At 69.9% G+C, this 11,664-nt stretch carries 10 protein-coding genes; 9 read left to right on the plus strand and 1 reads right to left on the minus strand.

The window, feature by feature from the left end; all coding sequences use genetic code 11:
• Positions 1 to 3: 3 nt before the first annotated feature.
• The 8 genes from alaS (at position 4) to AB0M51_RS13590 (ending at position 10,158) form a co-directional block, all read left to right on the plus strand.
• Positions 4 to 2,673, plus strand: coding sequence for an alanine--tRNA ligase (alaS, locus tag AB0M51_RS13555; protein ID WP_344187510.1), 2,670 nt, complete (start codon positions 4 to 6; stop codon positions 2,671 to 2,673).
• Entirely contained in the window at positions 2,674 to 3,132 is a 459-nt protein-coding gene (gene ruvX / locus AB0M51_RS13560; protein WP_344187509.1) for a Holliday junction resolvase RuvX, read from the plus strand.
• The gene (mltG, locus tag AB0M51_RS13565; protein WP_363749429.1) at positions 3,129 to 4,346 is read left to right on the plus strand and encodes an endolytic transglycosylase MltG; all 1,218 of its coding nucleotides are present in this window, start codon (positions 3,129 to 3,131) and stop codon (positions 4,344 to 4,346) included. The genes ruvX and mltG overlap by 4 nt, the downstream gene beginning before the upstream one ends.
• A gap of 1 nt (position 4,347) precedes the next feature.
• Positions 4,348 to 5,172 (plus strand): shikimate dehydrogenase, encoded by an 825-nt coding sequence (locus AB0M51_RS13570; RefSeq protein ID WP_344187507.1) that lies wholly within the window; start codon positions 4,348 to 4,350, stop codon positions 5,170 to 5,172.
• Positions 5,159 to 6,718 (plus strand): FAD-binding oxidoreductase, encoded by a 1,560-nt coding sequence (locus tag AB0M51_RS13575; protein ID WP_363749430.1) that lies wholly within the window; start codon positions 5,159 to 5,161, stop codon positions 6,716 to 6,718. Before AB0M51_RS13570 ends, AB0M51_RS13575 begins: the two co-directional genes overlap by 14 nt.
• Positions 6,719 to 6,727: 9 nt before the next feature.
• Positions 6,728 to 7,768 (plus strand): DUF2330 domain-containing protein, encoded by a 1,041-nt coding sequence (locus AB0M51_RS13580; protein ID WP_344187505.1) that lies wholly within the window; start codon positions 6,728 to 6,730, stop codon positions 7,766 to 7,768.
• A gap of 11 nt (positions 7,769 to 7,779) precedes the next feature.
• Positions 7,780 to 8,487, plus strand: coding sequence for an A24 family peptidase (locus tag AB0M51_RS13585; RefSeq protein ID WP_363749431.1), 708 nt, complete (start codon positions 7,780 to 7,782; stop codon positions 8,485 to 8,487).
• Positions 8,488 to 8,574: 87 nt separating this feature from the next.
• Positions 8,575 to 10,158: an FAD-binding protein gene (locus AB0M51_RS13590; protein ID WP_363749432.1), complete on the plus strand. Its 1,584-nt coding sequence runs from the start codon at positions 8,575 to 8,577 to the stop codon at positions 10,156 to 10,158.
• A gap of 3 nt (positions 10,159 to 10,161) precedes the next feature.
• Here AB0M51_RS13590 and AB0M51_RS13595 read toward each other — a convergent pair whose 3' ends face one another.
• Positions 10,162 to 11,277 (minus strand): ADP-ribosylglycohydrolase family protein, encoded by a 1,116-nt coding sequence (locus AB0M51_RS13595; RefSeq protein ID WP_344187502.1) that lies wholly within the window; start codon positions 11,275 to 11,277, stop codon positions 10,162 to 10,164.
• A 144-nt stretch (positions 11,278 to 11,421) separates the two neighbouring features.
• On the opposite strand from AB0M51_RS13595, the gene AB0M51_RS13600 reads away from it, so the two are divergent.
• Positions 11,422 to 11,622, plus strand: coding sequence for a hypothetical protein (locus AB0M51_RS13600; RefSeq protein WP_344187501.1), 201 nt, complete (start codon positions 11,422 to 11,424; stop codon positions 11,620 to 11,622).
• Positions 11,623 to 11,664 lie beyond the last annotated feature (42 nt).

Below are 11,664 nucleotides of genomic sequence, written 5' to 3' on the forward strand. Positions count from 1 at the left end.
CCCATGGAAACCAGTGAGATCAGGCGGCGGTTCCTGCAGTACTTCGAGGACCGCGGCCACACCGTGGTGCCGAGCGCGCCGCTGCCGTCGCCGGACCCGAACCTGCTGTTCAACGTGGCCGGCATGGCCCAGTTCGTGCCGTACTTCGTCGGCCAGCAGACCCCGCCGTACCCGCGGGCGACCAGCGTCCAGAAGTGCGTCCGGACGCTCGACATCGACGAGGTCGGCAAGACCACCCGGCACGGCACGTTCTTCCAGATGAACGGCAACTTCTCCTTCGGCGACTACTTCAAGGAGAAGGCCATCGAGTACGCCTGGGAGCTGGTCACCAAGCCGCAGAACGAGGGCGGCTACGGGTTCGACGAGTCCGTGCTGTACGCCTCGGTGTACTACGAGGACGATGAGGCGATCGACCTCTGGAAGCGGGTCGCGGGGCTGCCCGACGACCGGATCGTCCGGCTCGGCATGAAGGACAACTTCTGGTCGATGGGCATCCCGGGTCCGTGCGGCCCGTGCTCGGAGATCCTGATCGACCGCGGCCCGGAGTTCGGCGCCGACCGGGACTGGGAGGCGGGCGACCGCTACCTGGAGTTCTGGAACCTGGTCTTCATGCAGAACATCCGCGGTGAGGGTGGCGGCAAGGAGGGCTACCCGATCCTCGGCGAGCTGCCGAAGAAGAACATCGACACCGGCCTCGGCCTGGAGCGGGTCGCGTACCTGCTGCAGGGCGTCGACAACATGTACGAGATCGACGAGATCTACCCGGTGATCGAGAAGGCGTCGGAGCTGACCGGCCGCAAGTACGGGTCCGAGCACGACGACGACGTCCGGTTCCGGGTCGTCGCGGACCACGTGCGCAGCGCGCTGATGCTGATCGGCGACGGCGTCACGCCGGGCAACGAGCAGGGCGGGTACGTGCTGCGCCGGCTGCTGCGTCGGGCGATCCGTTCGATGCGGCTGCTCGGCTACGAGGACCCGAGTCTGGTCGAGCTGCTGCCGGTGAGCCTGGAGCAGATGAAGAAGTCGTACCCGGAGCTGGTCACCGACTTCGGCCGGATCAGCCAGGTCGCGTACGCCGAGGAGGAGGCGTTCCGCCGTACCCTGACGGCCGGTACGACGATCTTCGACGTGGCGGTCCGCGACACGAAGGCGTCCGGCGCGCACCAGCTCGAGGGCGCGAAGGCGTTCCAGCTGCACGACACCTACGGCTTCCCGATCGACCTGACCGTCGAGATGGCGGCCGAGCAGGGCCTGAACGTCGACACCGAGGGCTTCAAGAGCCTGATGAAGGAGCAGCGCGAGCGGGCCAAGGCCGACGCGCGCGCCAAGAAGGCCGGCCACGCGGACACCTCGGGCTACCGGGAGCTGCGTGAGAAGGGCGTCACCGAGTTCACCGGCTACCAGGAGCTGGCGACGGACTCCCAGGTCCGCGGCCTGCTCCGCGACGGTGCGGTCGCGCCGTTCGCCGAGCAGGGCGAGACCGTCGAGGTGGTGCTCGAGAAGACCCCGTTCTACGCCGAGTCCGGCGGTCAGATCGCGGACGAGGGGCTGATCGTCGGCGACGGCCTGAAGCTCAACGTGCTGGACGTCCAGCGTCCGGTGAAGGGCCTGATCGTGCACCGCGTCGAGATCCTCGAGGGCGTGCTGCGCCCCGGGACCGACGTGCACGCCGAGGTCGACCACGACTGGCGGATCTCCGCCTGCCAGGCGCACTCCGGTACGCACGTCGTGCACGCCGCGCTCCGCCAGGTGCTCGGCCCGAACGCGCTGCAGAGCGGTTCGTACAACAAGCCCGGCTACCTGCGGCTCGACTTCGCCTGGTCGTCGGCGCTCGACCCGGCCACCCGGTCGGAGATCGAGGAGGTCGCGAACCTCGCGGTCCGCAAGGACCTGCCGGTGTCCGCGCAGTACATGACGTTGCCGGAGGCCCGGGACTGGGGGGCGCTGGCGCTGTTCGGCGAGACGTACGACGAGCAGGTCCGGGTGGTCGAGATCGGCGGCCCGTGGTCCCGCGAGCTCTGCGGCGGTACGCACGTGAAGCACTCGTCGCAGGTCGGCGCGCTGACCGTCACCGGTGAGTCCTCGGTCGGCGCCGGCGTCCGGCGGATCGAGGCGTTCGTCGGCATGGAGGCGCTGCACTACCTGGGCAAGGAGCGGGCGCTCGTCCGGCTGCTCAGCGAGAACCTGAAGACCCGCCCGGAGGAGCTGCCGGCCAAGGTCGCGGACCTCGCGGAGCGGCTGCGGGCCGCCGAGAAGGAGCTCGAGCGGGTGCGGGCCGCACAGGTGCTGCAGGCCGCCGCCGAGCTGGCGAACAGCCCGAAGGACGTCTTCGGCGTCCAGTACGTCGGCCACCGTGCGCCGGACGGCGTGAACGGCGGGGACCTGCGCAAGCTGGCCCTCGACGTCCGCGGCCGGATGGGGAACGACAAGCCGGTCGTGGTCGCGATGCTGAGCGTGAACGACGGCAAGCCCGGTGTGGTGGTCGCGCTCAACGACACGGCCCGCGAGTGGCGGCTGAAGGCCGGTGACCTGGTCCGGATCGCGGCCGAGAAGCTCGGTGGCCGGGGCGGCGGCAAGGACGACGTCGCCCAGGGTGGCGGCACCGACCCGGCCGGCGCGGACGACGCGCTGAGCGCGGTCGAGCACGCCATCGGGCACCAGGTGACGGGCTAGATGAGACGAGGCGTGCGGATCGCGCTGGACATCGGAGACGCGCGGATCGGCGTCGCCAGCAGCGATCCGCACGGCATCCTGGCCACACCTGTGGAGACCGTACGACGTGGACCGGGCGATCTGGGTAGGATCGCGGAACTCGCCGCCGAACTGGAGGCGTTCGAGATCGTGGTCGGGCTGCCGCGTTCCCTGTCCGGGGGCGAGGGACCGGCCGCGGTGAAGATCCGGGAGACGGCGGAGCAGGTGCGGGACAAGGTGCGCGAGACGAACACGGCGACGACGGTGCGGCTGGTGGACGAACGGTTCACCACGGTCACCGCCGAACGGATGTTGCGGGAACGGGGAAAGAAGGGCAGTAAGCGACGGGCTGTGGTCGACCAGGCCGCGGCGGTCGTCATTCTCCAGCACGCGCTCGACTTCGAGCGCGAGACCGGCAACCCACCCGGGAGGCCCCTGTGAACGGACCGTCGGTGGACGTGAACGACAGCGATGGCCTCGAAGGCGAGGATCGGCGCGCGGACGATCTCGGCAGCGGCCTGGGGCTGCGGGCCGAGACCCGCGTCGAGCGGCGGGCGAGCCGTCGTCGGTCCCGCGGCCGCCAGGCGTTCGGCTGTTTCGCCGGCCTGGTGTCGCTGCTCGTCGTCGGCGCGCTGGTCGCCGGTGCCGTGGTCGGCTTCGGCAAGGGCAAGGACGCGCTGGCAGGCGTGTTCTCGGCGCCCGACTACCAGGGACAGGGCACCGGCTCGGTGGTCGTCGAGATCACCGCGGGCCAGAGTGTCTCGTCGATCGCCGACACCCTGGAGAAGAAGGAGGTCGTGAAGAGCGCCCGTGCCTTCGAGCGGGTGGCCCGCGACGACCCGCGCTCGCTGCAGCTGCAGGCCGCGACGTACACGCTGCACAAGCACATGTCCGCGAAGGCCGCGCTCGACCTGATGCTGAACACGCAGCAGTCGGTGCTGGTGACCCGGATCAGCGTCCCGGCCGGGAAGACCAAGGCCGAGGTCGCGATGATCCTGCAGGGCTCGAAGATGAAGCTGCCCGCGGGAGCGGCCGCGACCGCGCTGGGCAAGCCGGCCATGCTCGGCCTGCCGGCGTACGCGCACGCCAACGCGGAGGGCTTCCTGTTCCCGGGGACGTACGACATTCCGAAGAACGCGACGGCGTACACGATGCTCAAGCTGATGACGGCCAACTACGCGAAGACGGCCGCCTCGCTGAACCTGGAGAAGACCGCGGCCCGCAAGGGCCTGGACCCGTACCAGGCGGTGATCGTGGCGAGCATCATCGGCGCCGAGACGAACCGCCAGCAGGACTACCCGAAGGTCGCGCGGGTCATCTACAACCGGCTCCAGGCCGGGATGAAGCTGCAGATGGACTCGACGATCCACTACGTGGTCGGCAAGAACGGCGGCGTCTTCACGACGCCCGCGCAGCGCAAGAACCCGTCGAAGTACAACACCTATCTGTACAAGGGCCTGCCGCCGACGCCGATCAACTCGCCGACCCGCGACGAGCTGAGCGCGGCGATCAACCCGGCCCAGGGCTCCTGGCTGTACTTCACGCTCGTCAACCTGGACACCGGCGAGACCGCGTTCGCCAGCACGGCCGCCGAGCACCAGGCCAACGTCAAGAAGCTCCAGACCTGGTGCCAAGCGCACAAGAACCGGTGCTGAGATGACCCGCTGCGCCGTGCTCGGGTCGCCGATCGCGCATTCGTTGTCGCCGGCGATGCATCGGGCCGCGTACGCCGCGCTCGGGCTGGACTGGACGTACGACGCGTTCGAGGTCGCGGAGGACGAGTTGGCGGGCTTCGTGGCGTCGCTCGGTGCGGACGTCCGCGGGCTGTCGCTGACGATGCCGTTGAAGCGCGTCGCGATCGACATCGCGGACACGGTCGACCCGGTCGCGGAGCTGATCGGTGCGGCGAACACGATGATCTTCGAGCCGGACGGGTCGCGCGCGGTGTACAACACCGACGTACCGGGACTCGTGAACGCGTTCGCCGAGCAGGGCATCACCGCCGCGGAGACAGCTGTCGTGCTGGGCGGTGGCGCGACCGCCGCGTCGACGCTCGCGGCGCTGCGCGGGATGCAGGTGCGGGACGTGACTGTCGTCGTCCGAGACGTCGCCAAGGCCGAGCGGTTGCGGGACCTGGCCGCGGAGCTGGGACTCCGGACGTCGGTCGCGGACTTCTCGCAGGTGGAACAGATCGGCGGCTTCGACCTGTGCGTGTCGACGCTGCCGGGCGGTGCCGTGGACCCGTGGGCGGAGCACTTCGCCGGGGTCGCGCCGGTGGTGTTCGACGTCGCGTACCACCCGTGGCCGACCCGGCTCGCGATCGCGGCACACCGGATCGGTACAGAGCTGTTGAACGGACTTGACCTACTCGTGCATCAGGCGACCCTCCAGGTGGAGATGATGACAGGTAGGTCGCCGGCTCCTCTGGCGGCCATGAGGACTGCTGCCCGTGAGGAGCTGGGGGATCGTGAGCCTGCTTGACCGTCGTACGGTCCTGATCGCCGGAGCCGCCGTCACGCTGGCCGGCTGCGGCAACGCCAACAAGGACGCCGGCGGTACGACGCCCTCGCAGACGCCCAGCCCCACGCCCACGTCGGCCCCGTCCAGCACCGCGCCGGCGACCACCACCCCGCCACCTAGCACGGCAGTCCCGACCAAGACGCCGAGCAGCACCCCGAGCACGTTGGCCCCGACGCTCACCGCGGCCCCGAACTGGAACACCTTCGCCCGTTCGCTCAAGGGTCGCCTGTACCTTCCGGCCTCGTCCGGGTACGCGGCCGCCCACCAGCTGTTCAACCCACGCTGGGACAGCGTCCGCCCGACCGCCGTCGTGAAGGCCGCCGCGCCGTCCGACGTGCAGCAGGCGATCCAGTTCGCCCGCGCCCACAAGCTCGTCCTGGTGCCGAAGAGCGGCGGCCACTCGTACGTCGGCGCGTCCACGATCGCGAACGGCATTCAGGTCGACGTCGGCGGCCTGAAGAGCATGAGCTACTCGAACGGCGTCCTCACCGTCGGCGTCGGCGCCCGGCTGTACGACGTCCACGCGTTCCTCGACCGGTACGGGCGTTCGCTGCCGACCGGGACCTGCCCGACCGTCGGTGTCGCCGGGCTGACACTCGGCGGCGGGATGGGGATCCACACCCGGACGTACGGGCTGACCTGCGACCGGGTCGTGTCGATGGGCGTGATCACCGCGGACGGGAAGGCGCGCACCGTCAGCGCGTCGTCCGAGCCCGAGCTGTTCTGGGCGTTGCGGGGGAGCGGCGGTGGCAACCTCGGCGTGGTCACGTCGTTCCAGTTCAGCACGATCCCCGCGACCAAGCTCGGGTTCTTCCGGCTGACCTGGCCGGAGTCGCAGGCGGCGGCGGTGGTCCGAGGCTGGCAGAAGTTCGCGCAGACCGCGCCGGCCACGTCCTGGGGCAACCTGCACATCGATGCCAAGAGCAACGGAACGCTGTCGATCCACGTGCTCGGCGTCTCCACCACCGGGAACGCGAACGCGGCCGCCGCGCAGCTGGAGTCGTTCGTCGGCACGAAGGCGTCGGCGCGGACGATCTCGGTGAAGTCGCACCTGGAGGCCGTGAAGTACCTCGGCGGCGGTACGACGAGTCCGCGGCAGGGCTTCCTCGCCGGGTCCGACGTGCTGAAGGGGCCGATGGACGCGGCCGCGATCAGCGCCCTGCTCGGTGCGGTGAAGGCGGCGGCGCGGGCCGGGACGCCGGCGTCCGCGATCCTCGATCCGCTCGGCGGGCAGGCGGCCAAGCAGCCGGCCGGCGGTTCTTCGTGGCCCTGGCGGAGCGGGCTCTGCACGGTGCAGTGGTACTCCTCGTCGCAGAACTCCGGCGCGAAGACCTTCATCGCGAACGGGCACCGCGCGGTCCGCTCGTACTCGGCCGGTGCCTACGTCAACTACCTCGAGGCCGGACGGCCGGTCAGCGCGTACTACGGCGCGAGCTGGGCGCGGCTGCGGTCGGCGAAGGCGAAGTACGATCCGGCGAACTTCTTCCACGGACCGTTCGCCATCTAGTCTTCGCCCGTGAAGCTTTGGCGGGTGGTCGCGGGTGTGCTGGCGGTCGGGTTCGTTGCGGCCGGAGTCACGCCCGCCTGGGCGTGTGCGTGCGGCGGGTACCTTCCGGACGCGCAGTCGCAGGCCCGGGCGTACGGCGAGACCGCGCTGGTCCGGCACACCGGCGGCACCGAGGAGATCACGCTCTCGATGGCGGTCCGCGGCGCCTCGAAGAAGGCCGCCTGGATCATGCCGGTGCCGTCCGCGGCGAAGGTAGAGTTGGGCGACAGCGACCTGTTCTGGCGGCTGGACCGGATGACGCGGCCCAAGCGCGTGGTGAAGAAGACGTACTGGCCGTTCCGCAACCTCGGCATCATGAGCGGCCGCGGCAATTCTGTGGGCGCTGCCGCCCCCGGGTCCGGCGTCAACGTCCAGCAGCAGATGGTGCTCGGCCCGTTCGCAGTCACCCGGCTGACCGGCACCAGCGGTACGGCGGTCACGGACTGGCTCGGCAAGAACGGGTACGTCGTACCGGCGACGCTGGCCGCGAACCTGACGCCGTACCTGACCGAGAAGTGGGAGATCGTCGCGGTCAAGCTCGCGCCGAAGAAGGCCGGCGAGAGCATGTACGGCGCGACGCCTCCGCTCCGGCTGACGTTCGCGTCCGAGCGGATCGTGTACCCGATGCGGCTGAGCAAGGGCGCGACCACGGCCCAGACCGTGACCGTCTACGTGGCCGCGGAGCATCGCGTGGACGCGACCAAGACGCCGTACGACGGAGTCGAACCGGAGCTGCTGTTCGCGGGCCGGGTCGAGGACAAGGCGCTCCCGAAGCCGGCGGACTACCTGACCGCGTACACGGCGTCGTACAGCGACCCGGGCCGGATCACCGACGACTTCACGTTCGCGCCCGCCGCCAACGACGACCCGTACCAGCGGATCACATACGTCACCGAGAACGACGGGCTGCTCAGCACGTTCCTCGTGCTGCTCGGTGGTGTCCTGCTGCTGGGCGGCGGCGCGGCGGTTCTCGCGCGGGTGCTGGTCAAACGCTCGGCTGCCGAACGCTAGGCTGCACGATCGTGCCGGCTGAGAACGCGTTGATCGCTGCCGGGATCGGTGCTGTCGTCTGCGGTCCGACGGCGTACGTACTCGGTCCCTGGCTGATGCGGCGCATTCCGGAGCCGGTACTGGAGGAGGGCGAGACCAAGCCGTCGTACGCCTCGCTGGCGGGCAAACGAGCGGCGTACTGGTGTGGAGGCCTGGCTGCGGTCGCCGGTGGGTTCCTGGGCTGGATGCTCGGCCTGGACGCAGTATTACCCGCCTGGCTGGTGCTGGCTGTTGCCGGTGCGGTGCTCGGATACATCGACGCGCGGACGCGGTACCTGCCGTCGATCATCATCTGGCCGACCTATTTGGTGGTCGGTGTGGGACTGCTGGGCGCGGCACTGGGCACGGGGGAGTGGGGCTCGCTGTGGCGGGCGCTGATCGCGGGAGCCATCGGATTCGGGGTCTTCTACGTGCTCTGGTTCGCTTTCCCGCGCGGCGTCGGGTTCGGCGACGTACGGCTGTCGGGGCTGCTCGGGCTCGCACTCGGGTGGCTCGGCTGGGGGCAGTTCGTGTCCGGGCTGTACGGCGGGTTCTTCCTCGGCGCCGTCGTCGGGATCGCGTTGATCGTGGGGCGGGTGATGACCCGCAAGCAGATGGTCCCGTTCGGTCCGTTCATGCTCGTCGGCGCGCTCGGCGGCGTGCTGCTCGGGATGCCGTTGGAGCGGTTGTACGCCGGATAGGGGAGTCCACCACTCCACCAGATGGTTGATGTGCCGACAGGCTCACTCTTCCTAGGGTCGAAGCATTCGATCTCGGGAGGGAATTTCATGCCAGTCAGTCGTCGTGGCCTGTTGGCCGGAACGGCAGTCGCAGGTGTAGCGCTCGCAGTCCCCGGTACGGCGTCCGCCGCTCCGGCGGACGCGAGTACCGGTAGCAGGATCGGCCCGGACGACGCGCGGTACCAGGACCTCGTGACCCGCGGGCAGAACCGGCGCTTCGTCGGCAAACCCGACTACATCCGGGTGATCCGGTCGCCGCAGGACGCCGTCGCGGCGGTGCAGGACGCAGTACGCAACGGCAAGCGGATCGCGGTCCGCGGCGGCGGGCACTGCTTCGAGGACTTCGTGGACAGCACCGACATCGAGGTCGTGCTGGACATGTCGGCGAACACCAAGATCAGCTGGGACCCGCAGTACCGGGCCTTCTCGATCGGGTCCGGGGCGATCCTCGAGAACGTGTACAAGGAGCTGTTCTTCGGCTGGGGCGTGACCGTGCCGGGCGGCGGCTGCCTCGGCGTGGGCGTCGGCGGCCACTTCGCCGGCGGCGGGTACGGTCCGCTGTCCCGGAAGTACGGCTCGGTCGTCGATCACCTGTACGGCGTGGAGATCGTGGTCGTCGACGCCCGCGGCCGGGCGCGCGCGGTGGTCGCGACCCGCGACAACGCGTACCGCGACCTGTGGTGGGCGCACACCGGCGGTGGCGGCGGGAACTTCGGCGTCGTGCTGCGGTACCTGATGCGCACCGACGGCGCGACCGGCCGGACGCCGGAGGAATCGTTGCCCAAGGCACCCGCCGCGCTGTTGTCCAGCGTGCTGTTCTACGACTGGTCGAAGGTCACGCAGGCGGACTTCCACCGCACCGTGCGGAACTGGTTCGACTTCTTCGAGCAGCACAACACGCCGGACTCGCCGTACGCCACGCTCTACGCGCCGTTCATCCTCACGCATCAGAAGGCGGGCCAGTCCCTGCTGTCCACCCAGATCGACGCCGCCGCGCCGAACGCGCAGCAGTTGATGGACGACTTCAACGCCGCGATCACGGCCGGCGTGAAGGTCAAGCCACAGTTGTTGCCGGTCCCGGCCGGGCCGTTCCTGCACCTCACGATGGCGAGGTCGATCGGCGAGACCGCGTCGCCGAGCCGCGCGAAGTACAAGGCCGGGTACCTGAAGAAGGGCTACACCGACGCGCAGATCGACGCGATGTACCGCGGCCTCACCGACGCGTCGTACAACGGGTCGGAGTCGTCGATCCTGCTCGTCCCGTACGGCGGCAAGGTGAACACCGTCCCGTCGAATGCCACCGCCGCCGCACAGCGGGACGTGGTCGCCAAGATGGTGCTGGCCGCGTCCTGGGAGTCCGCGACCGACGACGCGACACACCTCGCGTGGGCACGCAAGGTGTACGCCGACATCTACCGCGACACGGGTGGCGCGCCGGTGCCGAACGCGGTGAGCGCCGGGTCGTACATCAACTATCCGGACACCGACCTGGCGGATCCGGCGTACAACAAGTCCGGGGTGCCGTGGCACGATCTGTACTACCTCGGCAACTACCCGCGGCTGCAGCAGATCAAGGCGAAGTGGGACCCGCGGAACGTGTTCCACCACAAGCTCTCGATCGAACCCGCCTGACGCTTACCCGCCGGGATAGCGGGTCGTCCACGCGGTGAACGGCCCGTAGTCCCCGTGCAGGCGCTGCTGCTGGGTGAACTCCAGGGCGAAGTCGTCGGCGAGCTGCAGGATCGCCGCGCGGCCCTCGAGGGTGAAGACGAGCTCTGCGGGGAGAGCCGTCTCGCCGTGCAGGGCGCCCAGGATGTTCCCGCAGATCGCGCCGGTGGAGTCGCTGTCGCCGGAGTGCGTGACGGCCAGCGCCAGCGCGTCCAGGAACTGGTCAGGTTCCGGGTATGCGAGGGCGGCGTAGACGGCGATCGCGAGCGCCTCCTCGGCGATCCACCCGCCGCCGAGGCGTTCGACGGTGACCGGGCCGGCCGGTGCGGTGGCGGCCAGCTGCCGGGCGAGCTGCAGCGCCGTACTGGTCTCCTCGTGGCCCTCGTGCCGGATCAGCAGGCTGGTCGCGCGGGTGATCGCGTCGTCGAGACCGGCACCGTCGCACAGCTCACGGACGATCGCGGCCAGCGTGCCGGAGGCGAGCTTGCCGGTCGGGTGTCCGTGCGTGTACCCCGCGGCCTCGGCAGCCTTGTCGAACACCCAGTCGATCGGGGCCTCGGCAGGCAGCAGCCCGAACGGCGCGACCCGCATCACGCCGCCGCAACCCTTCGAGTCGTTGACGGCCTGGCCGCCGTACTGCGGGATCCGCGGGCCGCCCTTGCGCGCCTCGGTCAGCGCGGTCAGGCAGGTGTTGCCCGGCGCCCGGCGCGCGTACAGCCACTGCTCGCCCTGCAGCCAGCCGTTGCGCTCACCACTCGGCCCCGGCAGCGTCTGGGTGTCCAGCCAGCGGTCGTACGCGCCGTGGACGACCCCAACGGTGAAGCCGAGCCCGCGGTCGGTGCGTACACCCGCACGGATCAGCCCCTCGACCGTGAACAGCGTCATCTGGGTGTCGTCGGTGATCGTCCCCGGCGGCCACCCCGGACCGCCGTCCACGTAGCTCCGGACACCGTCCGGGTACTTCGCGAGGATCGTCCGGCCGTCCTGGAACTCCACCGGCCCGCCGAGCGCGTCGCCGATCGCCCCGCCCAGCAAACACCCGCGCACCCGCGCCCGCCACGCCTCTTGCTCCTGCCGCCTCATGCCAGGACCTTAGGTCATGTCTGGTGGTCCATCGATGGTGGTGCCAGCGCTACCCCCAAGACGGGATCTGAGGCCAGTTCGTGAGGAGCCTGTTCCTTCTACTGTCGTTGTTACAAGCAACCGATGGTTGAGAAGGAGCACACGATGACCACCGCATTCCGTCGTACCGCCGGGCGTCTGGCCGTGGCGGCGCTCGCCACGACAGCCCTCACCGGCGCCGCGATCGCCGGCGGTCAGGCAGCCGAGGCCAGCACGTCCTGCAAGTCGTCCCCGATCGTCAAGACCTTCAACGCGGTCCTTGCGGTGCGCACCGGCTCGACCGAGGACAGCAACGCCTGCCGCTGAGTCTGAGACCGGTGTCTGTAGGCATCCGCATTCGTGAAAGAA

Origin of the sequence: Kribbella sp. NPDC051137, assembly GCF_040682535.1 — a bacterium.
GTDB classification, from domain to species: Bacteria; Actinomycetota; Actinomycetes; order Propionibacteriales; family Kribbellaceae; genus Kribbella; species Kribbella karoonensis.

Excerpts from the sequence above, each read along its gene's own strand:
- alaS (WP_344187510.1), top strand. The coding sequence starts at position 4 with ATGGAAACCAGTGAGATCAGGCGGCGGTTCCTGCAGTACTTCGAGGAC.
- ruvX (WP_344187509.1), top strand. The coding sequence starts at position 2,674 with ATGAGACGAGGCGTGCGGATCGCGCTGGACATCGGAGACGCGCGGATC.
- AB0M51_RS13570 (WP_344187507.1), top strand. The coding sequence starts at position 4,348 with ATGACCCGCTGCGCCGTGCTCGGGTCGCCGATCGCGCATTCGTTGTCG.
- AB0M51_RS13590 (WP_363749432.1), top strand. The coding sequence starts at position 8,575 with ATGCCAGTCAGTCGTCGTGGCCTGTTGGCCGGAACGGCAGTCGCAGGT.
- AB0M51_RS13595 (WP_344187502.1), bottom strand. The coding sequence starts at position 11,277 with ATGAGGCGGCAGGAGCAAGAGGCGTGGCGGGCGCGGGTGCGCGGGTGT.
- AB0M51_RS13600 (WP_344187501.1), top strand. The coding sequence starts at position 11,422 with ATGACCACCGCATTCCGTCGTACCGCCGGGCGTCTGGCCGTGGCGGCG.